Consider the following 26,050-nt stretch of genomic DNA (forward strand, 5'->3'; position numbering starts at 1 on the left):
ATGTGGGTCAGGGGAGGAAGGGTGGTCATGGTGAAACTCCTGTCAGGTCGAGTCGCCACGCGGCGGCCCCGTGAATCCAGCCTCGGGCCAGCCCACCGCGGACCTGTGGCACGCCCGGCAGCGCCCTGATCAGGTCTGCGGCGCGAACGGGTTCAAATCCCAGGCGGGCCCAGTACGGCCCGGCCGTGTCGGTGAACAGATAGGTGGCCCGGTCCCCACGCGCCCGCGCCGCCCCGAGGGCTGCCCGGACGAGCGCCGCACCCACCCCCCGGCCCTGTGCGGCGGGCCGCACGGCGGCCGAGCGCAGCAGGCCCGCGCCGTCGCCGTGCTCCAGGCCCACGGTGCCCACGACCTGCCCCGCCTCGGTGGCGAGCCAGTAGGAGCTGCCGTCCAGCGTGGCGGTGATGAGCGTCGGGTCGGTGCTCAGCCCGGTTTCGAGGATCAACCCGTGAATGACGGGCAGATCGGCGGACGTGGCGGGGCGCAGGTCGGCGGGCATACGTTCAGTTCTCCAGGGCCTGACGGGCGTTCCGGATGGCCTCGCGGACGCGGTGCGGGGCGGTCCCGCCGAAGCTGGCGCGGCCACGGACGCTCTCCTCGACGGTCAGGGACTGCGCGACCTCCGCGTTCAGGAGGGGGTGCGCGGCGCGCAGTTCCGCGTCCGTGAGGTCCCACAGCTGCCGCCCGCTGCGGCTGGCGACGCCGACCAGTCCGCCGACGACCTCGTGCGCCTCGCGGAACGGGACGCCCTGGCGGGCCAGGAAGTCCGCGACGTCGGTGGCGGTCGAGTAGCCGCGTGCGGCGGCGGCGCGGGTCACGTCGGCGTGCCAGACGGTCTTCGGCATCATCTCGGCGTACAGGCGCAGCACGATGCTCAGCGTGTCGTAGGAGTCGAACACGCCCTCCTTGTCCTCCTGGAGGTCCTTGTTGTACGCCAGCGGCGTGCCCTTCACGACCGTCAGCAGGCCCATGAGGTTCCCGAACACGCGGCCCGCCTTGCCGCGCGCGAGTTCGGACACGTCCGGGTTCTTCTTCTGCGGCATGATCGACGATCCCGTCGTATGGCTGTCGGGCAGGGTGATGAAGCCGAACTCGAAGGTCGAGTACAGGATCAGTTCCTCCGACAGGCGCGACAGGTGCGCCGACAGGATCGCGCAGGCCGCCAGGAACTCCAGCGCGAAATCCCGGCTGCCCACCCCGTCCAGGCTGTTCGCGGTGGGCCGCGCGAAGCCCAGCGCCGCCGCCGTCGCGTGCCGGTCAATCGGCCAAGGCGTCCCCGCCAGCGCCGACGAACCCAGCGGCGACTCGTCCATCCGCTCGGCCGCGTCCCGGAAGCGGCCCTCGTCGCGCTCCAGCATCGCCACGTACGCCATGAACCAGTGAGACAGCAGGATCGGCTGCGCCACCTGCAGGTGCGTGTACCCCGGCAGGATCACCCCAGCCTCCAGGTGCTTCTCGGCTTCCGCGAGCATCACCACGCGCAGCGCGCGGGTCTTCCCGGCCAGATCCAGCGCCGCCTCCTTCGTGAACAGACGGAAATCCACCGCCACCTGATCGTTCCTCGAGCGGGCCGTGTGCAGCTTCCCGGCCACCGGCCCGATCCGGTCACGCAGGGCCGCCTCCACGTTCATGTGCACGTCCTCACGGTCCAGGCGCCACTCGAAATTCCCCGCGCGGATATCGGCCAGCACGGCGTTCAGGCCCTCACCTATCTGGGCGACCTCCTCGGCACTCAGAATGCCGACCTGCCCCAGCATCGCCACGTGCGCCAGCGAGCCGCGAATATCCTGCTCGGCAAGGCGCTGATCGAAGCCCACCGACGCGTTGAAGAGTTCCACCAGACCGTCCGTGGCCTCCGCAAAGCGGCCACCCCAGAGTTTCTTATCCTGCGTATTCGTCATTGGCTTGCGTCCTCGGGTGGGCAGTGAAGGAACCCCTCACCCCCGGCCCCTCTCCCCCCGGAGAGAGGAGAAAAGATTGGTTTGACCAGCACCACCGGCGGCGGGCTGCTGGGGTTCGCGTGGGCGTACAGGTCGTCTGAAACGGCGTACCCGAGTTGCTCGTAGAAGGGCAGCACGTCCAGATTGAACTGGGACACGGCCAGCAGCACGCGCCCGTACCCGCCGGCGCGGGCCACGTGCTCGACCTGCCAGACCAGGGCGCGGCCCAGGCCGGTGCCGCGCGCGGTGGGGTGGGTGGCGAGCTTGTTCAGGGTCAGGGTGTGCGGGCCGCCCGTCGTGGAAAGGTCAGGGCGGTAGCCGACGCACCCCACCGGTTCGTTGCCGCTGACGGCCAGGAACCCGCCCGCGCCGGGGCTGAACAGAGAGCGTTCCAGGTCGTCGGGCGTGGTCCGCGCCCAGCTTGAGCGGGGGTCCATTCCGGCGGCCATCATGACCGCGTGAAAGCCCGCGAGGTCGTCGCGGTTCACGGGTCGCAGGGCAGCGGCGGTCACGGGTTCACCGGCGGGAGCAGCAGTTTCATTTCCCGCTGCGGCACGAAGCCCAGCGCCTCGTAGGTGGGCCGCCCGGCATTCGAGGCGGTCAGGGTCACGATGTCTACGCCGCGCGCCCGGCATTCGGCCAGCGCCGCTTCCATCAGCGTGCGGGCCAGTCGCCGCCCCCGCTGCGCGGGCTGCACGTACACGTTCAGCACGTACGCGCGGGTCGTGGCGGCCGTGTCGGCATTCGGGGGCAGGTCGGTCCAGAGGATGCCCGCCCCGGCCACCACCTCTCCCCCACTCTCGACCAGCAGGCCCGTGTACGCGCCGCAGGCCAGCATGCGCGCGTGCCACGCGGCGCCCGCCTCGTGCACACGCGCCAGTCCCGCCGCGTCACTGCCCATGTCCGTGAACATGGCCGTGCGCTGGGACTGAATCAGGGCCGCGTCACGGACGGTCGCGGGACGCAGGGTGAATCCGGCGGGGAGGGTCATGGCTGCGCCCGCCCGGGAATCTGGTTCAGGTGGTGCAGCTGGTGCTGCACGTAGTCCTGCGCGATGAAGCGCAGCGTGACGGGGGCGCTCCCGCCGACGCTCAGGGTGTGGTCCAGGCTGTCAGGCGGCAGGGTGTCGATGACGTGCGCGAGCTGCGTCTGGTACGCGACCCACAGGGCCAGCACGTCCGCCCAGGGGCGCTGCTGGTAGTCGCCGGCCTCGACCCACGCGGTCTGGTCGTAACCGGGCAGGGCCAGACCGTCCTCCCGGCTGGCCCACACGAACCGGACGTGGTTGTTTACGCCGCTGTCGATCAGATGCCCGAGGATCTGCTTGGCGCTCCAGACGCCGGGGGCGATGTGGCGGGATGCCTGGAGTTCTGTCAGCTCCCGGAGGGTGGGCTGCCATTGCGCGACGACGAGGGCGAGGCTGGTCACGGTCAGACCTGGGCGGGTTCTTGTTCGGCGGCTTCGGCTTTAGCTTTCACGCGGGCCTGCACGCGCATGCGCAGGGCGTTGAGTTTGATGAACGCGCCAGCGTCGTGCTGGTTGTAGTCGCCGCCCGCCTCGAAGCTCACGAGGTCCTTGTCGTACAGGCTCTGGGGGGCCTTGCGGCCCACGGTGACGCAGTTGCCCTTGAAGAGTTTCAGGCGGGCGGTCCCGGTGACGCTGCTGGCGACGTGATCGAAGTACACCTGAAGCGCCTCGCGTTCCGGGGCGAACCAGAAGCCGTTGTACACCAGTTCGGCGTACTTGGGTCCCAGCTGGTCGCGCTGGTGCAGCACCTCGCGGTCCAGGGTGAGGCTCTCGACGGCGCGGCGGGCGTGGTACAGGACGGTGCCACCGGGCGTTTCGTACACGCCGCGTGATTTCATGCCCACGAAACGGTTTTCCACCAGATCCAGGCGGCCCACGCCGTGCTTGCCGCCCAGTTCGTTCGCCCGGGCCAGCAGCGCGGCCGGGCTCAGTTGCTCGCCGTTGATGGCGACCGGATCACCGTTCAGGAACTCGATTTCCACGTACTCGGGCTCGCTGGGCGCATCGGCGGGATCCACCGTGAGTTTGAACATGTGCGCGGGCGGCTCGGCCCACGGGTCCTCCAGAATGCCGCCCTCGTAACTGATGTGCAGCATGTTCGCGTCGGTGCTCCAGGGGTCCTTCTTGGTGGTGGGCACCGGAATGCCGTGCTCACGGGCGAAGGTTTCGAGGTCGGCGCGGCCCTGGAATTCCCAGTCGCGCCAGGGAGCGACCGTGACGATGTCGGGGTTCAGGGCGTAGGCGGTCATCTCGAACCGCACCTGATCGTTGCCCTTGCCGGTCGCGCCGTGCGACACGGCCACCGCGCCTTCCTTCCCGGCGATCTCGACCATCTTCTTGGCGATCAGGGGGCGGGCGATGCTGGTGCCCAGCAGGTAGTACCCCTCGTACAGCGCCGAGGAGCGGAACATGGGGAACACGTAGTCCCGCACGAATTCCTCGCGCAGGTCCAGCGCGTAGGCGGCGACCGCGCCGGTGTTCAGCGCCTTGACGCGGGCTTCTTCCACCTCATCGCCCTGGCCGAGGTCGGCGGTGAAGCAGACCACGTCGTAGTTCCGCTCGGTCTGGAGCCACTTGAGGATGATGCTGGTGTCCAGGCCGCCGCTGTATGCAAGCACGATCTTTTCTTTGGTCATGGTCTGATTCTCCCTGCTGTATGTGAAGCGTTGGTCTGTAAGGGGTTGGTCTGGAGTGGGCAGCGCAAGGCCCTCCGGGCATGAGCACGCCGCCTGTGGCCCCGGGTGGGGTCAGGCGGTCGGTCAGCGTCGGAGAGTCGGAGTCTGCATATAGATGTATGGTTATGCGCTAAAACCGCATAGCTATGCAGCGAGGGTAGCAGGACAGCGCCCGGAGGGTCAAGCCGGGTGTCCAGTTCACCCCACACCACACGCAAAAAGGGACCGCACGCAGCGGCCCCCCAGATGCAAGTGGCATTCAGCGCAGACGGTAGTTGACGCCCAGGCGGGCCCCCACGCCGAAGGACCAGTCGGCGCCGATGCCCGTCCCGAACACCACGCGCGGCCCGACGCCGAGTTCACCGAACAGACTGACCTGATCGGTCACGTTGAAGTTCGCGCCACCCAGCACGCTGGGGAACACGCCCACCGCACCGGCCGAGCTGCCCCCACCGGTCGCGAACAGTCCGAACAGTCCCAGGGTGCCGCCGTAGTAGGGCTGCACCGACTCGGTGTCAGGCGAGGTGTGGCGCAGGTAGGACACGTCGCCGCTGACAGTCACGAAGCCGCCCCCGTCGAATGCGGCGGCCAGGGGCAGGCCCAGTCCGAAGCGCACGGCGTCGGTGGCGTTGGTATCGCGCTGGTACTGCACGCCCAGCAGGTAGGCGCCGACCTTCTCGGCGGCACTGGCGGTCGACAGGGTGGCAAGGGTCAGGACGGACAGCAGGATCTTCTTCATGCCTTCCATCCTGCCGTTCTCATGAGAGATCTGCCGCCTCATCTGCCTGCTTTCAGAGAACCAGTCTAGACAGCTTTCGGGAACGAATGGAGGCGAACGCCCGCTGCGGGGGTCGTTCGCCTCTCTGTTCGTTGGGGGTTCAGGGCGCGCGTGGCTGCCGGCGCACTCTGATCAGGGCAGGCGGTAGTTCAGGCCGATGCGGGCGCCGCTGCCGATGTAGACGCTGCTGTTGTTGGAACCGCCGATGGAGACGACGGGCCCGATGTTGCCTTCAACGAAGACGCTGAGGGGGTCCGTGACGTTGTAGCGCAGGCCCAGCGTGCCGTGCGGGTACAGGCTGACGCCGCCGCCGTTGTTACCCAGGGCCACGCCAGCACCCAGACCCAGACCGTAGTAGGGGGTCAGGCCGCCCAGGGCCGAGCCGGTGCCAGTGAAGTCACCCAGGTAGTCCACGCTGCCGCCGATAGCGACATTGTTGAAGTTGAAGTTCGTGGCGTCCAGGTTCAGGCCGTAGCGCATGGCGCTGCTGCCGGTCAGATCGGTCTGGTAGTGCAGGGTAGCGCCGGAGCCGACCGAGCCACCCACGTAGCTGGCCGCGGAGGCGGAGGAAACGGCGGTGATCGCCAGGAGGCCGAGGATGGTCTTCTTCATGCCCCGAGCATAGTCAGCGGGGACGGCGTGAAGTAAGGAGGTCTTCTTTACAAAAACGCGCGGAGGCCTTCATGAGGGGTTTACGTTCCAGCGCATGCCGGGAGTCAGGACTGGGAGCGCACATGGTGTTGCAGGCGCTCCAGCGCGAGGTGAATGTCGTCGGTGGACTTGCAGAACGCCACGCGCAGCAGGCCCTGTGGCGCGGCGTGCCGGGCGTAGAAGGCCTCGCCGGGAATGACGGCCACGCCCGCCTGCTCGACCAGGGACCCGGCCGTCCAGTGGGGGTGCAGCGCAGTCAGGAAGTACGTGCCGCGCGGCTCGAACACGGTGGCCCCCAGGTCGCGCAGGCCCCCGGCCAGCAGAGCCAGGCGGGCGGCGTACCCGGCGCGCAGGGTGTCGTAGAAGCCGTCCTGTCGGGCGACGGGCAGCGCGGCCGCCACCGCCGATTGCAGGGGCGCGGGCGCGCAGAACGACGTGACCTGCCGCACGCCGCCCAGACCGGCGCTGAGACCGGGGGGCGCGGCGATCCAGCCGACGCGCCAGCCGGTCGCTTCCAGGCGTTTGCCGGCGCTGCCGACCGTGAAGGTCCGCTCCGGCGCGAGGGTCCGCAGGCTGACGGGTCGCTCTCCGAAGTACAGTTCGTCGTACACCTCGTCACTGATGATCCACAGGTCGTGCTGGCGGGCCAGGGCCACGATGCCCGCGAGTTCCTCCGGCGTGAACACCGTCCCGGTGGGATTGAAGGGACTGTTCAGCAGCAGCGCCCGCGTGCGCGGCGTGACGGCCGCCGCCAGCGCGCCGGAGTCGAAGGACCACCCGGACACCGGGTCCAGTTGCATGGGCACCGTCACGGGCGTCGCGCCAGCCAGCCACGCCTGCGGCAGGTACACGTCGAACACCGGTTCGAGCATCAGGACCTCGTCGCCCGGCCCGTACAGGGACAGCGCCAGGACATCCAGCGCCTCGGTCGCGCCGCAGGTGACGGTGATGTCGGCGCCGTCCACGCCCAGGTCCGCGCCCAGCGCGTCCCGCAATGCCCCCAGGCCCGCCGGGGGCGTGTACTGGTCGCTGCGGCCCACAGCGTCCCGCGCGGCGTTCAGCAGGAAGAGGGGCGGCGGGCCCGGCGGGAAGCCCTGCCCCAGGTTCACCGCGCCGTGCTGGGCAGCCAGCCGGCTCATGCGTGAGAAGACGCTCTCCTGCGAGGCGCGGGCCCGGTCGTGCAGTTGTGGCATGAGCGCAGTCTGCACGGGCGCGGGCCGGCGCGCCGGGAGTCGTCTGATCTGCGGGTGATCCGCGTGAACGGTGGTCCGGCGGGCAGCTACAGTGGGCGGGATGCCTCCTTTCCTGCGCGGGCTGGGCCTGGGCCTGTCGCTGATCGTCGCCATCGGCCCGCAGAACGCATTCGTGCTGCGCCAGGGGCTCGCGCGGCGGTACGCGCTGCTGGCGGCGCTGGCCTGCGCCGCGTGCGACACGGGCCTGATCACGCTGGGCGTGCTGGGCGTGGGCGGCCTGCTGGCCCGCCACCCGGCGCTGGTGACGGCGGGCACGCTGCTGGGCGCGGCGTTCCTGACGTGGTACGGTCTGCGGTCCCTGCGCGCCGCCCTGAATCCCGGTCACGCGGGCCTGCACGCCGCGCCGGACGGGGCGGTCACCGCGCCTGCCCGCGTGATCGGCACGGCGGCGGCGTTCAGTCTGCTGAACCCGCACGCGCTGCTGGACACGGTCGTGCTGATCGGCGGGGCCAGCGCGGGCCTGAGCGGCAGCGGGCGCACGGCGTTCCTGCTGGGCACGCTCCTGGCGTCCTGGGCATGGTTTTTCACGCTGGCCGTGGCGGGCCGCGCGCTGGCTCCGGTCATGGCCCGGCCGCAGGCGTGGCGGGTGCTGGACCTGCTGATCGGCGCCACCCTGCTGTTGACGGCTGCGGGGCTGCTGACGGCCGCCGGACTGCTGCGCGGGCTGTAGGCCCCCCCGGCCCTGCCTGCATAAGTTTGCATACCGCCTTACGCCGCCGGGCCTCCGGGCGTGTTAGGCTCATTCTCTGGAATGCCTAAGCGTACTGATCTCCAGACCATCCTGATTCTCGGAAGCGGCCCCATTCAGATCGGGCAGGCCGCCGAGTTCGACTACTCGGGCACGCAGGCGCTCAAAGCGCTGAAGAACGAGGGATACCGGGTGGTGCTGGTCAACAGCAACCCCGCGACCATCATGACCGACCCGGACCTCGCGGACGCCACCTACCTGGAACCGCTGACGCCGGAATTCGTGCGCCGCGTGATCGAGAAGGAACGCCCGGACGCGCTGCTGCCCACCCTGGGCGGCCAGACGGCCCTGAACCTCGCCATGGACCTGAACGCCGACGGGACGCTGGCCGAGTTCGGCGTGGAACTGATCGGCGCAAACGCCGCCGCCATCCGCAAGGGCGAGGACCGCGAGGAATTCCAGGCGGCCATGAAGAAGATCGGCGTGGCGACCGCCAAGGGCCAGATGGTCCACTCGATGGAGGAAGCCGTCGAGTACCAGAAGGTCATCGGGCTGCCCATCGTGATCCGCCCCAGCTTCACGCTGGGCGGCACGGGCGGCGGCATCGCGCACACGTACGAGGAGTTCCTGGCGATCACGGAAGGCGGCCTGCGCGACAGCCCCGTGACCAGTGTGCTGCTGGAAGAAAGCATCCTGGGCTGGAAGGAGTACGAGCTGGAGGTCATGCGCGACACGGCCGACACGGTCGTGATCATCACCAGCATCGAGAACTTCGACCCGATGGGCGTGCACACCGGCGACAGCATCACCGTGGCCCCGGCGCAGACCCTGAGTGACGTGGAGTACCAGCGCCTGCGCGACCAGTCGCTGGCGATCATCCGCGAGATCGGCGTGGACACCGGCGGCAGCAACATCCAGTTCGCGGTGAACCCCGTGGACGGCCGCGTGATCGTGATCGAGATGAACCCCCGCGTGAGCCGCAGCTCCGCGCTGGCCAGCAAGGCCACGGGCTTCCCCATCGCCAAGATCGCCGCGCTGCTGGCGGTCGGCTACCACCTGGACGAACTGAAGAACGACATCACCCGCATCACGCCCGCCAGCTTCGAGCCGAGCATCGATTACGTGGTCACGAAGATCCCGCGTTTCGCGTTCGAGAAGTTCCCCGGCAGCAGCGACGCGCTGGGCACGCAGATGCGCTCGGTGGGCGAGGTCATGGCCATCGGCCGCACCTTCAAGGAGAGCCTCCAGAAGGCCATGCGTTCGGTGGAGTCCGACGTGCGCGGCGCCTTCGCCGCCATGAGCGTGGACGAGTTGCGCGGCCTGCTGTACGGCAACCCCCGCCGCCTGGAAGCCGTCATGGAACTGCTGCGCCGGGGCGAGAGCACGGGCGACCTGTTCGACGCCACCAAGATCGACCCGTGGTTCCTGAGCCAGCTCAAGGAGATCATCGACGCCGAGAGCGAACTGCTGGAACTCGGCCCGATCCGCGAGTGGAAGTACGAGATCTGGCGCGAGGTCAAACGCCTGGGCTTCAGCGACGCCCGCATCGGCGAGATCGTCGGCCTGAGCGAACTGGACGTGCGCGCCATCCGCAAGGAAGCCCGCGCCGTGCCCGTGTACAAGACCGTGGACACCTGCGCCGCCGAGTTCGAGGCGCACACCCCGTACCACTACTCCACCTACGAGTGGGAGGACGAGGTCACGCAGACCGAGAAACCCAAGGTCGTGATTCTGGGCAGCGGCCCCAACCGCATCGGGCAGGGCGTGGAATTCGACTACGCCACCGTGCACGCCGTGTGGGCGCTTCAGGACGCCGGGTACGAGACCATCATGGTCAACTCCAACCCCGAGACGGTCAGCACCGACTACGACACCGCCGACCGCCTGTACTTCGAACCGCTGACGTTCGAGGACGTCATGAACATCGTCGAACACGAGAAACCCGTCGGCGTGATCGTGCAGCTCGGCGGGCAGACGCCGCTGAAACTCGCCCGCCGACTGGCCGAAGCCGGAGCCCCGATCATCGGGACCAGCGTGGACGCCATCGACGAGGCCGAAGACCGCGCCTCCTTCAACGCCCTGTGCGAACGCCTGGGCCTGCCGCAACCGCTGGGCAAGGTCGCGCAGACGCCCGACCAGGCCGCCGCGCTGGCCGAAGAACTCGGCTTCCCGCTCATGGCCCGCCCCTCCTACGTCCTGGGCGGCCGCGCCATGCGCACCGTCCGCAGCATGGACGAACTCACCACGTACCTCAGCGAGGTGTACGCCGCCGTCGAAGGGCAACCCAGCATCCTCCTCGACCAGTTCCTTGAAGGCGCGCTGGAACTCGACGTGGACACCCTCTGCGACGGAGAGCGGGCCGTGGTCATGGGCATCATGGAACACATCGAGGCCGCCGGCATCCACAGCGGCGACAGCGCCTGCATCCTCCCCCCCGTCAACCTCAGCCCCGACCTGCTGGCCCGCGTGAAAGCCGACACCGAACGCCTCGCCCTGGCCCTGGGCGTGCGCGGCCTGATGAACGTCCAGTGGGCCGTCAAGGACGACGTCGCGTACATCCTTGAAGCGAACCCACGCGCCAGCCGCACCGTCCCGTTCGTGTCCAAGGGCGTGAACCACCCCCTCGCCAAGAGCGCCGCCCGCATCGCCGTCGGCCATACCCTCGACCAGATCGGCCTGTTTGAGACCCCCGTCCCCGCCATGTACTCCGTGAAGGAAGTGCACCTGCCGTTCCTGAAATTCGCGGGCGTGATCCCCACCCTCGGCCCCGAAATGAAAAGCACCGGCGAGAGCATGGGCATCGACAGCGACCCGTACCGCGCGTTCTACCGCGCGCAGATCGGCGCGAAAAGCAACGTCCCCACCACCGGCACCGCCCTGCTGATCGGCGACGGCCTGGACGACGTGGCCGCCAGCCTGACGGGCAGCGGCCTGACCGTCATCCGCGAACAGGACGGCGACAAACTGCCCAACCTTCTGATCGACGTGACCGGTAGTCGCCTGCTGCGCACCGCACTGGAACGCGGCGTGCCCATCGTCAGCACCCGCGAAGCCGCCGAATGGACCGCCAAAGCCATCGCCGCCGCCAAGGGTGACGCGCTGGGCGTGAAAAGCCTTCAGGAATGGGTGAACGCCTGACATGAGCCTCACCGCCGACCTCCCTGATTTCGCAGTGGAGGTCGGCGGAGTTCTTTTATTTAAGATTGTTCATACAGTTGTAAAGTTGTTTACCAATTTATAAATACGGCAAATGTTTCTCAAGAATACTGTTGAACTCCTCTTTCAATTGCATCTTTTTATCATTGAATTCAGTATAGTAATCAGCGGTAGCCTTCTGGGTCTTTAGATCAAATACATAATACTTCTCATATCTGTCTGTATCTTTAGACTTGACATGTTTCACAAGAGGCTTACCAAATCTGTCCAGCCTAACCGGGACAGTAATGGAAATTTTACTCATGTTTAAGATGCTCGATCTAAAGCCCCTATCAAACGTTTCCCTTAGCTTTAAAAGACTGTACGAAATAAAATAAGGATCAATATCAACTACATTTACCGTAATTCGGCCACAATGATCGGTGTGTCGAAATTTGATATTTGACTCTATAACACTGGAGTCAAAATCTGAATCAATGGACCACAAGATCGATTCTCTCGAAAATTCCTCACGTTCCAAATCCTCCACATTATCAATATATCCAAACGGCTCTTTCACATTTGCGCTATATAAAGGCACGCCTCCAATATTATCGTAAATATCCTCTTTCAAAACTCTCGACCCCAATTGAAGTTTGAAATATTTTTGATCACCGAGACAAATTTCCACACTATTTTTAATGACAGGAGGAACGACTGGCTGGGATTCCAAATTTTTTATGATTTCCTTCATTCTATTGATCGATTTTTTCGTATCTATAATAAAATTACCTACGCTCGTCTCGTTTTGCGTGCTTAAAACTCCAATACGCTGCTTTTCTTTTATACTCCACCATCTATCAATGCTCCAATGCTCTTTGGGAGAAAAAATCTCGATGCCGAACACCTTACATTTATCAGAGCTCGATACAAATGCCGATTTGTCAGATCTAAAATATTTATACAGCCTCACCATTTCAATTAGATCATTTTCAGCGGGAAATCTCTTTACATCAAGAGTCTCCCCGACATCTTTGACTAGATAAGTAAAAACTGCTTCCGATTGATCTATTTTAAAATCAGTCTTTTTTCTCAGAATCATAATATAAGTCTTTTTGGGAGTTGTGTAAAATGAGTTTTCTGGCAAAGAAATAATAGCCTCTATGAAACACTGCTCCATAATAAATTGGCGAATCTTAGAATCAGAACTCCTATTCATAATTCCATCAGGCACAATAGTAACAATTGTACCACCTTTCTTTGTACTTCTAATTATTGACTCCAAGAAAAGACCCTCAATGCCCTGCGCTCTAACAGCGAAGAAGCTACTAAGCTTTGCGTTTTTACTGATTGTCTTCTTAATATCCGCAGTTCCTCTGACTACAAACGGAGGATTAGTAAGAATAAGATCGTACTTATCCTTTTCCATAAGAGACAATGATCCTAGATTAGAATCTTTAATTTGAGAAAATGTAGAGTTAAACAATGATGAGAACTGAGTAGTCATTGTTGGATTTGAGCCAATCAATTCATTAACATGTATGAGCATGTTGGCCTTCGCAAGGATGATGGTTTTCTTATCTCTATCATATCCCGAATATTTTAGTTTAGATGATATTTTTTTACCGCTGACGCTAAAATCGCCTTCTCTTTTGTTAAGCAGAGGCTCAAGCAAGAATCCGCCCACACCACACGCCGGATCGTGAACCAAGCTTCCGTCAGGAAGGTTTTCTATCCCACTAACTTCTACCATGGCCTTCACAATATTTCTTGGTGTGAAAAACTGCCCCCAGTTTTTTTGACTAATGCTATTTTTCAAGAATTTTTCATATAGTCTTGACTTGAATTCCGGATCTATATTTTTTAGGCTCCCAAACTTATGAAATTCACGCAGAATATCTTTAAATAATATGTTATGCTCCTCAAGCTCATGATTCAGAACACTGCCGTTTATTACTGAGGTACCATCTTTTTTCGAGAAAGGAAACAGTTTTTTAATAGCATCCCGTATATTCAGGGTATAGTATTTTAGAATTTCATTTTCATCGATCTTCATCACATCATCAAACGAAACCGGTACAGCGGAGGAATTCTTTGTTAGAACCCCTAAATCACTTAGATACTTGAAAACAAAAATCTCAACAAACGTCGCAAGGCACGCGTCAGGGTTTTCACCGCTTGCCAACCATATTTTTTGCCACACTTTTGAAGCAAGCGCAGATGGGTCCCTATATTCTTCGCTTTGCAGTTTAGAATTTACAGAACTTATGTCGCCTATAACGCGATTTACCAATTTTACAAATTCTTGTTTCTCATCGTCCCCACTATACTTAATCTTAGCACCAAGTGGATATCCATCCTCCCTAAGAATAATACGATTATCATCCCCAGCCGCAGGGTTAATCCATATATGCTGAGTTCCGTCAGTAATAACACCAATTGGAGATTTTAAAGGCAAACAATATCTATTCAAGCACTGCGCAATCGCCTTCTTTCTTTTTGCTTCAGTAGAAAGCTCTTCGGGTTTTTTATATTCAGCCACCAATTTAACCTGTATGTTGTTTAAATCGCGCCGATCGACTAGGATTGCGTCAGGCTTTTTATTTGAATTGGCGCCGTAATCTCTCTTTGGAATAATATTATATGATTTAAGCTGGCCTAGCGTTGTTGCGCCGATGCTATAATATTCAAGATCGCCTATAATTTCGCCATTGCCCTGCATATCTTTCTGAATCAATTCTTCGCTCATACCCACAGTTTAGCGAATAATACGGATCGGCGCCCATGCAATAAGCACAAGTGACTGAATATGCGACCAGAACATGCCCTCGTGCTTCTGCTGGGGCGCGGGGTGGTGACGGGGGGCGGACTGGAAGACTCCAGGGCCGCCCCTCTCCCCTGTCAACGCGAAATGGCCGGGGGTCGCATTTCCAGATTGTTTAGCTTAAACTAAACCCGTGCCGCCACTGGTTTACGTCCGCCTCCCTCACCGCCTGCGGGCGCGGCACGTCCGGATCGTGGAATGCCTGCTCGACATGAATCGAGCTGGACACCGGGACGCGGTCTGGCAATGCATCAAGCTCTGCCAGGACGTCCGGGAGCATGGGCATGCCAGCCGGTACGTGGTGGCTCTGAAAGGCTATCCGGGTATCAGTGAACTGAAGCCCAGTACCCGCACGGGCGAACGCGGCGGGGCGCGCGTATACCTGTTCTGGCTGGCGGATGGTCGGCCCGTGCTGGTCAACGCGGAATTCAAGACAGACGGGGACGGGCCAAATGAGGCCCTGATCGAGGAAGCGTACGACGCGCTGATCGCCGTGAAAACCGGGAGGTTGAAGTTATGAACGAATCCCTGAAAGCGAAGATGGCACTGGCAGCTGAACTGCTGAACGCGGACGGGTCGGTCACGCCCACCGCTGATCTGCCTGCCGGACTGCTGGTGCCGGAGAGTGCGTCGGGTTTCGCGGCGGACGTGCAGGAGGCGCTGACGGCCGAGACGGTGGCGCACGCGCTGAAGCTCGCGCGGCAACAGACGCACCTGAGCGCGGCGGAACTGGCGCGGCGGCGCGGCGTCAGCAGGGGTCGCCTGTCGCAACTGGAGAATGGCTCGGTCAATCCCACGGTGGGCACCCTGGCCGAACACGCGGGCGCGCTGGGGTACGACGTGACCGTGACGCTCACGCCCCGCCGGGCCGGGAAGACCATTCAGGTGGACTTGCCGCAGCCCGTGCAGTCGCAGTAGCAGATTCAGGCGGGTCGCCTGACCCTCTTTACTTCTGTGCGTGGTGGTGCTACATTTTCTGGGCTCAGGCGTTGGCTTGGGGCTGTGGCGCAGCTGGGAGCGCGTCTGAATGGCATTCAGAAGGTCAGCGGTTCGATCCCGCTCAGCTCCACCAGAAACAAAGGAACCCCCTCCACACCGGAGGGGGTTTTCCTGTTGCGCCTGCCCTGGGTGGGGTTCAGTTGGCGGGGCAGCTCTTGGCGCTCTGCGCTTTGTTCAGTTCCTCGGTGCGGGCGTCGACCTTGGCGATCACGTCGCGGTTGTCCATCTCGTTGACGACCGCGCCGGGCCAGAAGAACAGGACGAACAGGACGTTCTCTTTGCTGACGCCGCTCTTGTTCTGCGCTTCGGTGCGGACGGTGGCGAGTTTGCCCAGTTCGTCCTTGATCTCGGCGCAGTTCATGTCGCTGACGGGTTTGGCGGTGGCGGCCGTGTACTTGGGCGCGCAGGAGGCCAGGGTGAGGGAGGCGATGAGGAGCAGACCGGCAGTCAATTTCTTCATGGCTTTCACATATACCAGTCATGAGAGCGGGGCGTTGCCGCACATGCCGCTGCGGGGGGCGCAGGATTCTGGTAGCGGCGCAGGTGGTGGGCAGGCTTTCAGCGGTGGTTGTGGCGCGCTGAAACGCGCGGGCGGCACACTGCGGGCATGACGGACGGACAGACGGAATCGGTGCGGGTCACGGACATGCGCGCGGCGCGGGCCTTGCGGCAGGACGTGCGCCTGCTGGGGTTGCTCACGTCACCGTCCGAGGTGGCGGGGCGGGCAGGCATGGCGGCGAACCTCGTGCATCATCATGCGCAGCGACTGGCGAGCCTGGGCCTGCTGCGCGAGCTGGGGCGTGAGGGGGGCCGGGTGCGGTTCGTGCTGGCCGCGCGGGAGTTCCGGGTGCCGTCGGACCTGCTGCCGCCGGAGGACGCGCAGGGGAACGGCACGGCGGACCTGCGGGAGTTGTCGGAAGGCTTTCTGCGGGCTTATGGGTGGTCGTGGGCGCTGGCGGGGGCAGGCGAGGAGGACGTGTACATTTTTGGTGAGGTGGGCGGGAGTACGCCCGGCCTGCCGCCAGCGGACGCCCCGGCGGCCGAGGGGCACCCGGCGCACCTGGACCGCGTGACCGTAAACCTCACACCAGAGCGGTACGTGCGGCTGGCGCGGGAGCTGAGCCAGGTACTGGCCCGCGCGTACGCCGAGGGACACAGCGAGGGCGGGCAGCCCTGCACGCTGGCCGTCCTGGCGTACCGGGCCGACGATGACGGCATCCGGAGCCTGTCGCGCAGCCCGAACTCGTTCCTGGGGTCGGCCCTGCCGGTGTAGGGGGGCTGAATGCAAGGCAGGAGGCCCGCGCGGTTGCTGCGGGCCTCCTGTGTGGTGCGGGGGTGGGGTTCAGGCGTGGACGAGCGCGCCTTCCCAGCCGAAGACGGCGCGGTCGTCGACGGCGAGGGTTTCGTTCCCGGCCTTGATGGTGGTGGCGAGGCTCTTGATTTCGGGGAACAGCTTGGCGAAGTAGAACTTCGCGGTCTGGACTTTGGCGGTGTAGAAGCCGTCCCTGTCGTTGCCGGCTTCGATCTGCTCGTGGGCGATCTTGGCCATGCGGGCCCAGAGGTAGCCGTACACGACGTGCCCGAAGAAGCGCAGGTAGTCGACGGCGGCGGCGTTCACTTCGTCCGCTCCGCCTTCGCCCATGGCTTTCTGGCCGATGACCATGGTCAGGCTGCCGAGTTGCTGGGCGGCCTTGCCGAGCTGACCGACGTACTCGCCGATGTGCTCGTCGCTTTCGTTTTCCTCAACGAATTCCTGGAGGGTGCCGGCGAGTTTCTGGAGTTTCTTGCCGCCGTCCATGAGGACCTTGCGGCCCAGCAGGTCGAGGGACTGGATGCCGTTGGTGCCTTCGTAGATCTGGCCGATGCGGGCGTCGCGGACGAACTGCTCCATGCCCCATTCCTGAATGAAGCCGTGGCCGCCGAAGACCTGCTGGCTCTGCACGGCGATGTTGAAGCCGTTGTCGGTCATGAAGGCCTTGGCGATGGGGGTCAGCAGGGCGACGAGGTCGGCGGCTTCCTTGCGTTTGGCTTCGTCGGGGTGGTGGTGTTCCTGGTCGATGCTCAGGGCGAGCCACATGGCCATGGCGCGGCCGGCTTCGGTGTAGGCCTTGCCGGTCAGGAGCATGCGGCGCACGTCGGGGTGCACGATGATCGGGTCGGCCTGCTCGCCGGGGTTCACGCGGGGTTCGTGGCGCATCTGGGTGCGGTCCTTGGCGTACACCAGGGCGTTCTGGTACGCGACTTCGCCCAGGCCCAGGCCCTGGAGGCCGGTGCCGAGGCGGGCGGCGTTCATCATGATGAACATGTGGCTCATGCCCTTGTTGACCTCGCCGACCAGCCAGCCCTGCGCCTGATCGAAGTTCAGGACGGCGGTGGCGTTGCCGTGGATGCCCATCTTGTGTTCCAGGCTGCCGCAGACCACGCCGTTGCGTTCGCCGACCTTGCCGTCGGCGGTGGGGACGAACTTGGGAACCAGGAACAGGCTGATGCCCTTGGTGCCTTCGGGGCTGCCTTCCAGGCGGGCCAGGACGAGGTGGACGATGTTGTCGGCCATGTCGTGCTCGCCGGCGCTGATGAAGATCTTGGTGCCGCTGATGGCGTAGCTGCCGTCGCCGTTGTCGGTGGCCTTGGTGCGGATCATGCCGAGGTCGGTGCCGGCGTGGGGTTCGGTGAGGCACATGGTGCCGGTCCATTCGCCGCTGACGATCTTGGGCAGGTACAGGTCTTTCAGGGTGTCGCTGCCGACGGCGTGCAGGGCGCTGTACGCGCCGTGGCTCAGGCCGGGGTACATGCTCCAGGCGACGTTGGCGCTGTTGAGCATCTCGACCAGCACGTTGCTAATCAGGTGGGGCATGCCCTGGCCGCCGTAGGTGGGGTCGGCGTCGAGGGCGGTCCAGCCGGCGGCGCGGTACTTGTCGTACGCAGCCTTGAAGCCGGTGGGGGTGGTCACGTCGCCGTTGTCGTGGCGGATGCAGCCTTCCCTGTCGCCCACGGCGTTCAGGGGGACCAGTTCGCTTTCCACGAAGCGGGCGGCCTCGTCGAGCACCTGGCTCATCAGGTCGGCGTCGGCGGTTTCGTTCTGGGTGTAGTAGGGGATCTGGGCGAGTTCGGCTGGAGCGTCCAGGAGCTCGTTCATCAGGAACTTGATGTCGCGCAGGGGGGCTTTGTAGGTAGGCATGTGTAGGTCCTCCTTGTGGGGTTTCGCCCGGAGGGACGCCACCCGTCACTGTTAGTTGAACCGAGTATAAATCTTCTCGGGGCGAATGTCACCCCTGTCTGCCCGGTCCGCCGGCCCGGAGCGTCCCTGCTGACTGGCCACCCAGTTCCCCCGGGGTCCCGGCCCCACCTGTAACTGACCCGTAACACACCCGGTGGCGATCGGGGGGCAGAGTTTCCGATGCGGATAACTGCACGTTCTTTCGGGTATTGTGTGAAGAATCATGAACTATCCAAGCCTGGTCTGGCACCTCAAGCGAACGGAGCTCTTCGCCGACCTTGAGCTTGCCGAACTGGAGCGAGTGGCCGTCACCACCCCCTACCGGTCCTACCAGCCCGGCGAGGTCATCTACCGCATGGACGACCCCGCCGACGCGCTGTACTTCGTTCGCAGCGGCCTCGTCAAGATCAGCAAACTCTTCCCCAACGGCAAGGAAGCCATCCTGGGCGTCATCGGGCAGCACGACACCTTCGGGGAACTGCTGTTGCAGGCCGAGGAACGCCGCCCCACGCAGGCCGAGGCGCTGGAACGCACCACCCTGATCGTGCTGCCCCGAGCCGAACTGCAGAAACTCCTGAACAGCAAACCCGACCTGGCCATGAAACTGATCCGCCTGATGGCCGCCCGCCTGTTCGAGGCGCAGGCCTGGACCGCCACCGTCAGCGCCTACAGCGCCCCGGAGCGCGTGGCGAGCCTGCTGTACCGACTGGCCCGCGAGTTCGGCCGCCCGCACGCGCAGGGCGTGGAACTGAACCTGAAACTGAACCAGGAAGACATTGCCCGCATGGTCGGCGCAACCCGCGAGACGGTCAGCCACAGCCTGGGCAAACTGAAACAGGACGGCGCGATCGTCCGCGCCCGCACGCCCATCATCGTGCGCCTGGACGCCCTGAAACGCTACATCGAACAGGGCAACTGAGACGGACGCCCGTTCATCTGCGCTGCCTTCCGGGGCGGCGTTCTTTTATGCTGAACCATGTCCACACCGGTCAGCCCGCCCGTCATCCGGGTCGCCACGCCCGCCGACGCCCCTGCCATTGCCGCCATTCACGTTCAGAGCTGGCGTGAGACGTACGCGGGCCTGATGCCCGGCGATTTCCTGGACCGCATGACGGGCGCCGACATGCAGGCGCGGCGCGAGGCGTTCTGGGCGCAGAACATCACAGCCGGGCAGGACGTGGTGCGCGTGGCCGAGGCAGAAGGGACCGTGCTGGCCTTCGCTTCGGCGGGTGAAGCGCGCGACCACCCGGGCTTCGACTCGGAACTGTTCACGCTGTACGCCCTGCGGGCCGCGCAGGGACACGGCACCGGTCTCGCCCTGCTGCGCGCCGTCATGGGTGCCCTGCGCGAACGCGGCCAGCGCAGCATGGCCCTGTGGGTGCTGGACGTGAACCCCACCCGCTCCTGGTACGCCCGGCAGGGCGGCATGGAATGCGGCGAGAAGCGTGACGGTGACCTGCGCGAACTCCGCATGGGCTGGTCAGACCTGGGCACCCTGCGCTGACCCGGCGCGTGCCACGCTGGCCGCATGGCCACCCCCCTCAAGGACACAGTCACGCCCGCCGACACCCTCGACCGCCTGGACATCCGCCTGGGCCGCGTCCTGAGCGCCGAACCCGCCCCCGGCACCCCCAAACCCGCCTACCGCCTGAGCGTGGATTTCGGCCGGTACGGCGTGCACACCAGCGTGGGCCGCTTCACCGGGCACACCCCCGAGGAACTGATCGGAATGCAGGTCCTCGGCGTCCTGAACTTCGAGGCGCGCCCTGTCGGGGACACCGTCTCGGACGTCCTGATTCTCGGCGTGCAGTTCACGGGCGCCCCCAGCGGCGACGCCACCCCCCTCACCCCCGCCCGCGAAGCGAAACTGGGCAGCAAGGTGTTCTGAAGAGGGGTGCGGGGAATGGATGAGCGTCCAGCACTGTTCCCGCTCCCCACTGCCCCCGTTCAGCGGCGGAGTTTGCGGGCGGCTTCCTCGGGCGTGATCTCGCCGCGTTCGAGGCTGCTCAGGACCTCGGCGTGCGGGTCGGCCAGTTCCGGTTCGTAGCCGATGGCGCGCAGCAGCGTGTCGAAGCGGGCGCGGACGGTCGGGTAACTGACGCCCAGGACCCGCTCGACCTCCTTGAGGTTGCCGCGCACGCGGATGTACAGGCGCAGGAATTCCAGGTTGTCGGGCGTCAGGACCGCGAACTCGTTCAGTTCGAAGGTGCCGCGCACCGTCACGCCACTTGTCGGGAACCGCAGTTCCGTGACCAGGGGCGCTTCGGTTTCATCGGGGAACGGCAGGGGCAGGGGGCGCATAGATCCTCACTGTAAGGGGCGGGTCATGTGGACTCCGCCTGCATGGGTGGGAACACCTGTTCAGGCGGAGCGGATGCGAGAACGAAACAGACGGCAGTCCGTCTCACTTCAGGCTGATGCGGATCTCGTTCCCGCTGCTGTCCTCGGAGTCGATCAGCGGGCCGGGGGGCGGGTCGGCCTCGATGATCAGTTGCAGCGCCTCGATGCTCAGTCCGGCGGCTTCCAGCGCACGCACGCCGTGGGGTGGGATCAGCTTCGGCAGGTGCGCGGCCAGACTGACGGGCAGGTTCGCGCTGTACTCGTCGCCGTCGCTGCTCTCGATCTCGATGCGCAGGATGCGGGCCGAGGCGCGGGGCATGTGGGGCTCGGGGGGGACGGGCTCGTGCGGGACGGCCTGCTGCGTGATGCGGTCGACCATCTCGTCGATTCCTCCGGTAAAGCGGTCCGCGAAGCGTTCCACGAGGTCCTCCAGGCCGCGCACGCGCTGACCGCCAATCACGACCTGCGGGCGGCGCGGAGGCTGGGGCGGCTGCGGGGGGTAGGGCGGACGGGGCGGCTGGGGCGGCCGGGGCGACTGCGCGGCGTTCGGGGCGTCCGGCACGCCGCGCAGCAACATCAGCTGTTCGGCGATCTGATCGGTGGTCAGTTCCTCGCGGTTCAGCAGCGCGGCCAGCAGTTCGCGGTCGGTGATCTGGAGGGCCAGCCGGGTGTGCAGCGCGGCCAGCAGGGGCGCGGCGTCGTCCAGGGTCAGGCGCCCGGCGCGGATCAGGTCCAGGATGCGGCGGATCTTGTCTTTCACGGGCGGCCTCCGGTCAGAGTGGTGCCGGTGATCTGGGTGCGCAGGAGGGCGGCGCGGTGCGCCTCGGCGTTCAGGGCGGCGCGGGACTGCTGCCGGTCGTGGGTGGCCTGCGCGTCGGGGTGCAGGGCGGCGCCCAGCAGGGCGTGCAGGCGGGCCAGGAGATTCGGGCGGCTGGCGGGGCGCTTCACGGTCAGGACCGGGCGGGTGGGCAGAGCGGTCATGCGGTCACGACCTTCAGGCCGCCGGCCGTCACGCGGCAGTGCAGGTGGGCGTCGCCGCCGCCGATCTGGCCGGTGTGGTAGGTGGTCAGGAACGACCCGCTGCGCTGCGTGGGGAAGTCCGCGCGGAAGGATCCCATGGTCAGTTCAGCGTTCAGGGTGACGCTGCTGCCCGCGCCGAGGTGCAGGGTGGCGTTCCCGGCGTTCACTTCCACACGGTGGTCACCGCTGCCCAGCACGCCGGCCCAGCGGAGGTTGCCGCCGTTCACGCTGGCGGTCAGGGCGACCGATCCGGCCAGGGTGAGGTTCCCGCCGTTCACGGTGGCGTACGCGGGGCCGCCCAGGGTGCCGCCGTTCAGGTTGCCGCCGTTCACGGTGGCGTGCAGGGCGTGGGCGTCCTGCATGGTCAGGTTGCCGCCGCTGACCTCGGCGCTCAGGTCGCCGCTCAGGGTGGGGAGGGTCAGGTTGCCGCCCTCGACGCCGGCATGCACGAAATTGGGCGTGAACGGCACGGTCAGGATGGCGCGCAGCGAACCGAAGTTCAGGTTCTTCTCGGGCGACTGTCGGCGGGTGACGTGCCAGCCGTCGGGGGCGTGGCGCAGCGTCAGTTGCCCTTCCTCGCTGGCACTCAGGGTGGGGGCGGCCAGGGCCGGGTCGAGCAGGACGGTCAGGCTGTACCCGCTGACCCTGAGGGTCAGGTCACGGGCGGGGTCGGGGCCGGGGCTGGGGCCGAAGCGTCCCGGGAGCGTGGGGCTAGCGGGGGACTTGCCGAGATCGGGGGGGGTGGGGGCGTGGTCCTCGAGAAGACCGGCGGCCTCCTCGGGGGTGAGTTTGCCTTCGGCCACCAGACGCTGAACCTGCGAACGGAAATCTTCGGACCCATGCTGTTCATCCATGTTCGTCTCCTGTGGCTATATAGAAACATGGATTTACCAATCTGTCAATCTTAATTTTGCATTCAGCCCAAATAGTCGGGGAAATCGGCCCAGGACGCTCACTGAGTAGGCTGATCAGGCCACCACGGTAGGAGGATGTAAAATCAGACTTATCAATCTGATTCAGGAAGCGGCTGGCCTCCCCTGCCCGGCCACCCAGCCCGGTGCTCGCCTGTGCCCCGCCCGCCACTGCTTTATGCTCTGAGCCATGAGCCTTCCCACCGCCCCCGACCTCAGCCCCGCGCAGCGCACGGAAATCGAACTGCTGGCACGCGGCAAGCAGGCCAAGAGCCGCGCCCTGCGCGACCTGGGCCTCACGGAAACGCCGGAAGCCGCGCACGCCCTGCTGCTGCGCGCCGGCCTGTGGGACGAGAGCCGCACCCCCTACGCCGACCGCCTGGGCGCCACCACGCAACCCGTCACGCTGAGTGTCCCGGACTTCACCGACGAACCCCGCTTGGACCTGACGCACCTGGACGCCTACGCCATCGACGACGAGGGCAACCGCGACCCGGACGACGCCGTGGGCATCGAACCCCTGAGCGGCGGCCTGACCCGCCTGTGGATTCACGTGGCCGACGTGGCCGCCCTGGTGCCCGCCGACAGCGAACTGGACCTCGAAGCCCGCGCGCGCGGCGCGACCCTGTACCTGCCGGACCGCACCATCGGCATGCTGCCCGACGAACTGGTCGAGAAGACCGGCCTGGGCCTGCACGACACCACGCCCGCCCTGAGCATCAGCCTGGACCTTGACGAGGACGGCAACGCCGACGCCGTGGACGTGCAACTCACGACCGTGCGCGTCACCCGCCTGACCTACACCCAGGCGCAGGCCGCGCTGGACGCCAACCAGGAACCCTTCGTGACCCTGGCCCGACTGGCCCGCGCCAGCCGCGACCTGCGCACGCAGGAGGGCGCCCTGAGCATCGACCTGCCCGAGGTGCGCGTGAAGGCCGGCCCAGACGGCGCCGTCGTGAGTCCCCTGCCCAAACCCGAGATGCGGGCCGTGGTGCAGGAATGCATGACCCTGGCCGGCTGGGGCGCCGCCATCTACGCCGACGATCACGCCATTCCGCTGCCGTTCGCCACGCAGGACCCACCCCAGCGCGAGGTGCGCGGCAGCGGCCTGAGCGCCGAGTGGGCGCGGCGGCGCACGCTGTCCCGCACGCGCTTTCAACCGGCGCCCGGCCCGCACTCCGGGATGGGCCTGGACCTGTACACCCAGGCGACCAGTCCCATGCGCCGCTACCTGGACCTCGTGGTGCACCAGCAACTGCGCGCCCACCTGGCCGGGCGCGAACCGCTGGGCGGCAAGGAGGTCGCCGCGCGCGTGGCCCAGGCGGGCCTGAACGCCGACGGCACCCGGCAGGCCGAACGCCTGAGCCGCCGCCACCACACCCTGCGCTTCATTGCCGCGCAACCCGAGCGCGTGTGGGACGCCGTGATCGTGGACCGGCGCGGCCCGCAGGCGACCCTTCTGATCCCGGACCTGGCCTTCGACCTGCCCACCAGCACGCCCGCCCCGCTGAACACCGAACTGCAGGTGCGCCTGCTGGACGTGAACCTCAGCACGCTGGGCGTACGCGCCAGCATCGTCTGATCAGGAGTGCGCTGATCCTGATTTCGTCTGTGCGGTGAACGACCGGCGAGGCTGCCGGGTGGTCAAGACCACTCCGGGTGGCTGTTCAGGTGATGCATACCATCACGGCCTCTCATTTCGCCAGCAGCGAAAAACAACGTTATAGACGCACATTTCGTACTGTCAAACCTGATTCATCTTTCATTCATTCACGGTGGGTCATGGCTACACTGCCAGCTATGACCGCCGTGATCAGCGCCCAGAGCGACATCGTGTCCCTCCGCATGAGCCACTGCCGTGCCGAGCACGCTGCCCGCAGCGCCCAGTACCACCTCGCCGTGCTGCACTACCGCACGTGCCTGGAAGTCGCTGAGCGCCGCGAGGACTGCCGCGCCGTGGAGTTCTTCGCGCTGAAACTCGCCGGCTGCTACGACCAGATGGGCCTGGGCAGCAAGGCCGCCAGCTTCCGCGCCCTGGCCGACTGCGGCGCAGACCACGGGGGCGGCGACCACGGCGGCGCACCCCGGATCGGCTGACACAGCCCCCAGTCGCAGGGCCGCCGCGCCTGACAAAACGCCTACCGCGCCTGAAGGAAGACCGTGGCGTCCGGTCAGCCTGCGCTCAGCTTCGCGGGGCACAGTGACGGCATGACCCGCATCCTGTCCCGTCTGCTGTTCGTTCTCGCCGCCAGTGGTGCGTCTGCCCTGGGCGCCGCGCAGGCCGCCACGGTCTCGCTCACACCCGGCCAGACGGCCGCGTTCGGCAGCGGCACCGTGACGCTGCTGCGCGTGCAGGACAGCCGCTGCCCCATGAACGCCCGCTGCGTGCGCGCCGGGGAACTGAAGATCAGCGTCCTGAGCGTGCAGGGGGGCCGTACGCGCCTGCTGCACCTGCAACTCCCGGCCACCAGCGGCGACACGCCGGGCCTGAGCATCGTGGGGGCCACCGGCCCGCTGGCCGGGCAACCCACCCGCGATCCCCTGACCGTGACCCTCAGCGACAACCACTGACCCGCCCCCCTCCCCGCCCGCCCGTCGGGTGGTTGTGGATCAGGTAGCTGCCGCTCAGGGAGCGGCCGGACGGGCGGGCCACTGCGCCAGCAGCGCGCCCGCCAGGATCAGCGCGCCGCCCAGTACCACGCCCGGTCCCGGCTGCTCGCCCAGCACCGCGCCCGCCAGCGCCACCGTGAACAGCGGCTCCAGCGTGCCCAGCAGACTGGTGCGCGCCGCGCCCAGGTGCCGCACGGCGCCGTACAGGGCGGGCACGGCGATCAGCGTGGGCAGCAGCGCCATGGCCGCGATCACGCCCCACTGCGCCGCCGTGTCCGGCACGCCCAGGGTGCCGCCGCCCGCCGCGAGTCCCGTGAACACCAGCGCCGCCACCAGCGCCATGTGCGCCGTGGCGGCCAGCGCCGGTACGCCCGCCAGCAGCCGCTCGCTGGCCAGCAGGTACGCGGCGTACAGCACGCCCGCCCCCGCGCCCAGCAGCAGGCCCGCCGGGTCCCGGTCGGCCGGGCCGGGCAACCCGATCACCAGCGCCAGCCCGGCCGCGCCGAGCGTCACCGCCCCCAGCTGCGTGCGGCGTGGCGCGCGCCCCGACAGCCACGCCAGCAGGATCACGAAGGCCGGCGCGAGGTACAGCAGCAGACCCGTCGCGCCAGCCGTGACGCGCCCCAGCGCCCCGAAGTAACAGATGGTCGCGGCTGTGTACAGCGTGCCCACGCCCAGCATCCGCCGCCGGTCCGCGCCGCTCAGCCCGCGCGAGGTGAGTGGCAGCAGCAGCAGCGCCACCAGCCCGAAACGCCACGCCAGCGCGTTGAAGGAGTCCAGGCCCACCTGCCCGGCCAGTTTGCCCCAGACGCCCAGCGTGCTGAACGTGAGGGCCGAGGTCACGCCCAGCAGCAGGCCGGTGCGGACGTTCACCGGGGCGGGGGCGGGGCGGGCAGGCGGCAGCGTCACCCCCGGAGGGTAGCGTGCCCGGCCGGGACGTCCCGCCGGGCTGCCCAGCCGTCCGGCACCGGTGGCCGACGGC

Annotated in this window: 28 protein-coding genes and 1 tRNA gene; 12 read left to right on the top strand and 17 right to left on the bottom strand. The window is 65.7% G+C overall.

Annotated features, from left to right (window positions below; genetic code table 11):
* Nucleotides 1-25 precede the first annotated feature (25 nt).
* From M8445_RS04650 to M8445_RS04690, 9 genes are all read right to left on the bottom strand, one after another.
* The gene (locus M8445_RS04650) at nucleotides 26-499 is read right to left on the bottom strand and encodes a GNAT family N-acetyltransferase (RefSeq protein ID WP_273990035.1); all 474 of its coding nucleotides are present in this window, start codon (nucleotides 497-499) and stop codon (nucleotides 26-28) included.
* A gap of 4 nt (nucleotides 500-503) precedes the next feature.
* On the bottom strand, nucleotides 504-1,901 hold the full coding sequence (gene argH / locus M8445_RS04655) for an argininosuccinate lyase (protein WP_273990036.1): 1,398 nt from the start codon (nucleotides 1,899-1,901) through the stop codon (nucleotides 504-506).
* Nucleotides 1,898-2,452, bottom strand: coding sequence for a GNAT family N-acetyltransferase (locus M8445_RS04660; protein WP_273990037.1), 555 nt, complete (start codon nucleotides 2,450-2,452; stop codon nucleotides 1,898-1,900). Before M8445_RS04660 ends, argH begins: the two co-directional genes overlap by 4 nt.
* Nucleotides 2,449-2,931 (bottom strand): GNAT family N-acetyltransferase, encoded by a 483-nt coding sequence (locus tag M8445_RS04665; protein WP_273990038.1) that lies wholly within the window; start codon nucleotides 2,929-2,931, stop codon nucleotides 2,449-2,451. The genes M8445_RS04660 and M8445_RS04665 overlap by 4 nt, the downstream gene beginning before the upstream one ends.
* A complete protein-coding gene (locus M8445_RS04670) occupies nucleotides 2,928-3,368 on the bottom strand; it encodes a DinB family protein (RefSeq protein WP_273990039.1) in 441 nt (146 codons plus the stop codon). Before M8445_RS04670 ends, M8445_RS04665 begins: the two co-directional genes overlap by 4 nt.
* A gap of 2 nt (nucleotides 3,369-3,370) precedes the next feature.
* Nucleotides 3,371-4,603 carry an argininosuccinate synthase gene (locus M8445_RS04675; RefSeq protein ID WP_273990041.1) on the bottom strand — a complete coding sequence of 411 codons (1,233 nt, stop codon included), beginning with the start codon at nucleotides 4,601-4,603 and terminating at the stop codon, nucleotides 3,371-3,373.
* Between the two features lie 298 nt (nucleotides 4,604-4,901).
* Nucleotides 4,902-5,381: a hypothetical protein gene (locus tag M8445_RS04680; protein WP_273990042.1), complete on the bottom strand. Its 480-nt coding sequence runs from the start codon at nucleotides 5,379-5,381 to the stop codon at nucleotides 4,902-4,904.
* A gap of 171 nt (nucleotides 5,382-5,552) precedes the next feature.
* Nucleotides 5,553-6,032, bottom strand: a complete 480-nt coding sequence (locus M8445_RS04685) for a hypothetical protein (protein WP_078301402.1) — start codon at nucleotides 6,030-6,032, stop codon at nucleotides 5,553-5,555.
* A gap of 104 nt (nucleotides 6,033-6,136) precedes the next feature.
* On the bottom strand, nucleotides 6,137-7,264 hold the full coding sequence (locus M8445_RS04690) for a pyridoxal phosphate-dependent aminotransferase (RefSeq protein ID WP_273990044.1): 1,128 nt from the start codon (nucleotides 7,262-7,264) through the stop codon (nucleotides 6,137-6,139).
* A 100-nt stretch (nucleotides 7,265-7,364) separates the two neighbouring features.
* Here M8445_RS04690 and M8445_RS04695 point away from each other — a divergent pair, with 100 nt between their 5' ends.
* Nucleotides 7,365-7,994 (top strand): LysE/ArgO family amino acid transporter, encoded by a 630-nt coding sequence (locus M8445_RS04695; RefSeq protein ID WP_273990046.1) that lies wholly within the window; start codon nucleotides 7,365-7,367, stop codon nucleotides 7,992-7,994.
* 81 nt (nucleotides 7,995-8,075) lie between these two features.
* Nucleotides 8,076-11,150 (top strand): carbamoyl-phosphate synthase large subunit, encoded by a 3,075-nt coding sequence (carB, locus tag M8445_RS04700; protein WP_273990047.1) that lies wholly within the window; start codon nucleotides 8,076-8,078, stop codon nucleotides 11,148-11,150.
* A gap of 97 nt (nucleotides 11,151-11,247) precedes the next feature.
* Here the strand turns inward: carB and M8445_RS04705 are convergent, their stop codons facing one another.
* Complete coding sequence (locus tag M8445_RS04705; protein ID WP_273990048.1) at nucleotides 11,248-13,896, bottom strand: N-6 DNA methylase; 2,649 nt, start codon at nucleotides 13,894-13,896, stop codon at nucleotides 11,248-11,250.
* Between the two features lie 208 nt (nucleotides 13,897-14,104).
* Here M8445_RS04705 and M8445_RS04710 point away from each other — a divergent pair, with 208 nt between their 5' ends.
* From M8445_RS04710 to M8445_RS04720, 3 genes are all read left to right on the top strand, one after another.
* Nucleotides 14,105-14,491, top strand: a complete 387-nt coding sequence (locus M8445_RS04710; RefSeq protein WP_273990049.1) for a hypothetical protein — start codon at nucleotides 14,105-14,107, stop codon at nucleotides 14,489-14,491.
* Nucleotides 14,488-14,889 (top strand): helix-turn-helix domain-containing protein, encoded by a 402-nt coding sequence (locus M8445_RS04715; protein WP_273990050.1) that lies wholly within the window; start codon nucleotides 14,488-14,490, stop codon nucleotides 14,887-14,889. The genes M8445_RS04710 and M8445_RS04715 overlap by 4 nt, the downstream gene beginning before the upstream one ends.
* Nucleotides 14,890-14,967: 78 nt before the next feature.
* A tRNA-Ala gene (locus M8445_RS04720) sits at nucleotides 14,968-15,043 on the top strand.
* A gap of 63 nt (nucleotides 15,044-15,106) precedes the next feature.
* Here the strand turns inward: M8445_RS04720 and M8445_RS04725 are convergent.
* Nucleotides 15,107-15,430: a hypothetical protein gene (locus M8445_RS04725; RefSeq protein WP_144012010.1), complete on the bottom strand. Its 324-nt coding sequence runs from the start codon at nucleotides 15,428-15,430 to the stop codon at nucleotides 15,107-15,109.
* A gap of 147 nt (nucleotides 15,431-15,577) precedes the next feature.
* On the opposite strand from M8445_RS04725, the gene M8445_RS04730 reads away from it, so the two are divergent.
* Nucleotides 15,578-16,243 carry a LexA family transcriptional regulator gene (locus M8445_RS04730; protein WP_273990054.1) on the top strand — a complete coding sequence of 222 codons (666 nt, stop codon included), beginning with the start codon at nucleotides 15,578-15,580 and terminating at the stop codon, nucleotides 16,241-16,243.
* Nucleotides 16,244-16,312: 69 nt separating this feature from the next.
* Here the strand turns inward: M8445_RS04730 and M8445_RS04735 are convergent, their stop codons facing one another.
* The gene (locus M8445_RS04735; RefSeq protein ID WP_273990055.1) at nucleotides 16,313-18,148 is read right to left on the bottom strand and encodes an acyl-CoA dehydrogenase C-terminal domain-containing protein; all 1,836 of its coding nucleotides are present in this window, start codon (nucleotides 18,146-18,148) and stop codon (nucleotides 16,313-16,315) included.
* 262 nt (nucleotides 18,149-18,410) lie between these two features.
* Here M8445_RS04735 and M8445_RS04740 point away from each other — a divergent pair, with 262 nt between their 5' ends.
* The 3 genes from M8445_RS04740 to M8445_RS04750 are packed head-to-tail and all read left to right on the top strand — an operon-like array spanning nucleotide 18,411 to nucleotide 20,075.
* The gene (locus tag M8445_RS04740; protein WP_273990056.1) at nucleotides 18,411-19,106 is read left to right on the top strand and encodes a Crp/Fnr family transcriptional regulator; all 696 of its coding nucleotides are present in this window, start codon (nucleotides 18,411-18,413) and stop codon (nucleotides 19,104-19,106) included.
* A gap of 57 nt (nucleotides 19,107-19,163) precedes the next feature.
* On the top strand, nucleotides 19,164-19,691 hold the full coding sequence (locus M8445_RS04745) for a GNAT family N-acetyltransferase (RefSeq protein WP_273990057.1): 528 nt from the start codon (nucleotides 19,164-19,166) through the stop codon (nucleotides 19,689-19,691).
* A gap of 24 nt (nucleotides 19,692-19,715) precedes the next feature.
* Nucleotides 19,716-20,075, top strand: coding sequence for a tRNA-binding protein (locus M8445_RS04750; protein ID WP_273990058.1), 360 nt, complete (start codon nucleotides 19,716-19,718; stop codon nucleotides 20,073-20,075).
* 59 nt (nucleotides 20,076-20,134) lie between these two features.
* Here the strand turns inward: M8445_RS04750 and M8445_RS04755 are convergent, their stop codons facing one another.
* From M8445_RS04755 to M8445_RS04770, 4 genes are all read right to left on the bottom strand, one after another.
* Nucleotides 20,135-20,488 carry a DUF2089 domain-containing protein gene (locus M8445_RS04755; RefSeq protein WP_078301387.1) on the bottom strand — a complete coding sequence of 118 codons (354 nt, stop codon included), beginning with the start codon at nucleotides 20,486-20,488 and terminating at the stop codon, nucleotides 20,135-20,137.
* A 103-nt stretch (nucleotides 20,489-20,591) separates the two neighbouring features.
* Complete coding sequence (locus tag M8445_RS04760; RefSeq protein ID WP_273990061.1) at nucleotides 20,592-21,287, bottom strand: SHOCT-like domain-containing protein; 696 nt, start codon at nucleotides 21,285-21,287, stop codon at nucleotides 20,592-20,594.
* The gene (locus M8445_RS04765; RefSeq protein ID WP_273990063.1) at nucleotides 21,284-21,508 is read right to left on the bottom strand and encodes a hypothetical protein; all 225 of its coding nucleotides are present in this window, start codon (nucleotides 21,506-21,508) and stop codon (nucleotides 21,284-21,286) included. The genes M8445_RS04760 and M8445_RS04765 overlap by 4 nt, the downstream gene beginning before the upstream one ends.
* Nucleotides 21,505-22,401 carry a DUF4097 family beta strand repeat-containing protein gene (locus M8445_RS04770; RefSeq protein ID WP_273990064.1) on the bottom strand — a complete coding sequence of 299 codons (897 nt, stop codon included), beginning with the start codon at nucleotides 22,399-22,401 and terminating at the stop codon, nucleotides 21,505-21,507. The genes M8445_RS04765 and M8445_RS04770 overlap by 4 nt, the downstream gene beginning before the upstream one ends.
* A 247-nt stretch (nucleotides 22,402-22,648) precedes the next feature.
* Between M8445_RS04770 and M8445_RS04775 the strand changes: the two genes are divergently transcribed.
* The 3 genes from M8445_RS04775 (at nucleotide 22,649) to M8445_RS04785 (ending at nucleotide 25,029) form a co-directional block, all read left to right on the top strand.
* Nucleotides 22,649-24,040 (top strand): RNB domain-containing ribonuclease, encoded by a 1,392-nt coding sequence (locus tag M8445_RS04775; RefSeq protein ID WP_273990067.1) that lies wholly within the window; start codon nucleotides 22,649-22,651, stop codon nucleotides 24,038-24,040.
* Nucleotides 24,041-24,258: 218 nt separating this feature from the next.
* Nucleotides 24,259-24,555, top strand: coding sequence for a hypothetical protein (locus M8445_RS04780; RefSeq protein ID WP_221592057.1), 297 nt, complete (start codon nucleotides 24,259-24,261; stop codon nucleotides 24,553-24,555).
* Between the two features lie 111 nt (nucleotides 24,556-24,666).
* Entirely contained in the window at nucleotides 24,667-25,029 is a 363-nt protein-coding gene (locus M8445_RS04785) for a hypothetical protein (protein WP_273990068.1), read from the top strand.
* 54 nt (nucleotides 25,030-25,083) lie between these two features.
* On the opposite strand, the gene M8445_RS04790 is transcribed toward M8445_RS04785, so the two are convergent.
* Nucleotides 25,084-25,977 carry a DMT family transporter gene (locus M8445_RS04790; RefSeq protein WP_273990069.1) on the bottom strand — a complete coding sequence of 298 codons (894 nt, stop codon included), beginning with the start codon at nucleotides 25,975-25,977 and terminating at the stop codon, nucleotides 25,084-25,086.
* Nucleotides 25,978-26,050: the final 73 nt, after the last annotated feature.

Source organism: Deinococcus aquaticus (genome assembly GCF_028622095.1).
Classification (GTDB): domain Bacteria; phylum Deinococcota; class Deinococci; order Deinococcales; family Deinococcaceae; genus Deinococcus; species Deinococcus aquaticus.

What these genes read in the sequence shown, in the direction of transcription:
- M8445_RS04650 (WP_273990035.1), bottom strand. Translation starts at nt 499, where the DNA reads ATGCCCGCCGACCTGCGCCCCGCCACGTCCGCCGATCTGCCCGTCATT.
- argH (WP_273990036.1), bottom strand. Translation starts at nt 1,901, where the DNA reads ATGACGAATACGCAGGATAAGAAACTCTGGGGTGGCCGCTTTGCGGAG.
- M8445_RS04665 (WP_273990038.1), bottom strand. Translation starts at nt 2,931, where the DNA reads ATGACCCTCCCCGCCGGATTCACCCTGCGTCCCGCGACCGTCCGTGAC.
- M8445_RS04675 (WP_273990041.1), bottom strand. Translation starts at nt 4,603, where the DNA reads ATGACCAAAGAAAAGATCGTGCTTGCATACAGCGGCGGCCTGGACACC.
- M8445_RS04680 (WP_273990042.1), bottom strand. Translation starts at nt 5,381, where the DNA reads ATGAAGAAGATCCTGCTGTCCGTCCTGACCCTTGCCACCCTGTCGACC.
- M8445_RS04685 (WP_078301402.1), bottom strand. Translation starts at nt 6,032, where the DNA reads ATGAAGAAGACCATCCTCGGCCTCCTGGCGATCACCGCCGTTTCCTCC.
- M8445_RS04690 (WP_273990044.1), bottom strand. Translation starts at nt 7,264, where the DNA reads ATGCCACAACTGCACGACCGGGCCCGCGCCTCGCAGGAGAGCGTCTTC.
- M8445_RS04695 (WP_273990046.1), top strand. Translation starts at nt 7,365, where the DNA reads ATGCCTCCTTTCCTGCGCGGGCTGGGCCTGGGCCTGTCGCTGATCGTC.
- carB (WP_273990047.1), top strand. Translation starts at nt 8,076, where the DNA reads ATGCCTAAGCGTACTGATCTCCAGACCATCCTGATTCTCGGAAGCGGC.
- M8445_RS04705 (WP_273990048.1), bottom strand. Translation starts at nt 13,896, where the DNA reads ATGAGCGAAGAATTGATTCAGAAAGATATGCAGGGCAATGGCGAAATT.
- M8445_RS04715 (WP_273990050.1), top strand. Translation starts at nt 14,488, where the DNA reads ATGAACGAATCCCTGAAAGCGAAGATGGCACTGGCAGCTGAACTGCTG.
- M8445_RS04725 (WP_144012010.1), bottom strand. Translation starts at nt 15,430, where the DNA reads ATGAAGAAATTGACTGCCGGTCTGCTCCTCATCGCCTCCCTCACCCTG.
- M8445_RS04730 (WP_273990054.1), top strand. Translation starts at nt 15,578, where the DNA reads ATGACGGACGGACAGACGGAATCGGTGCGGGTCACGGACATGCGCGCG.
- M8445_RS04735 (WP_273990055.1), bottom strand. Translation starts at nt 18,148, where the DNA reads ATGCCTACCTACAAAGCCCCCCTGCGCGACATCAAGTTCCTGATGAAC.
- M8445_RS04740 (WP_273990056.1), top strand. Translation starts at nt 18,411, where the DNA reads ATGAACTATCCAAGCCTGGTCTGGCACCTCAAGCGAACGGAGCTCTTC.
- M8445_RS04745 (WP_273990057.1), top strand. Translation starts at nt 19,164, where the DNA reads ATGTCCACACCGGTCAGCCCGCCCGTCATCCGGGTCGCCACGCCCGCC.
- M8445_RS04750 (WP_273990058.1), top strand. Translation starts at nt 19,716, where the DNA reads ATGGCCACCCCCCTCAAGGACACAGTCACGCCCGCCGACACCCTCGAC.
- M8445_RS04755 (WP_078301387.1), bottom strand. Translation starts at nt 20,488, where the DNA reads ATGCGCCCCCTGCCCCTGCCGTTCCCCGATGAAACCGAAGCGCCCCTG.
- M8445_RS04765 (WP_273990063.1), bottom strand. Translation starts at nt 21,508, where the DNA reads ATGACCGCTCTGCCCACCCGCCCGGTCCTGACCGTGAAGCGCCCCGCC.
- M8445_RS04770 (WP_273990064.1), bottom strand. Translation starts at nt 22,401, where the DNA reads ATGGATGAACAGCATGGGTCCGAAGATTTCCGTTCGCAGGTTCAGCGT.
- M8445_RS04775 (WP_273990067.1), top strand. Translation starts at nt 22,649, where the DNA reads ATGAGCCTTCCCACCGCCCCCGACCTCAGCCCCGCGCAGCGCACGGAA.
- M8445_RS04780 (WP_221592057.1), top strand. Translation starts at nt 24,259, where the DNA reads ATGACCGCCGTGATCAGCGCCCAGAGCGACATCGTGTCCCTCCGCATG.
- M8445_RS04785 (WP_273990068.1), top strand. Translation starts at nt 24,667, where the DNA reads ATGACCCGCATCCTGTCCCGTCTGCTGTTCGTTCTCGCCGCCAGTGGT.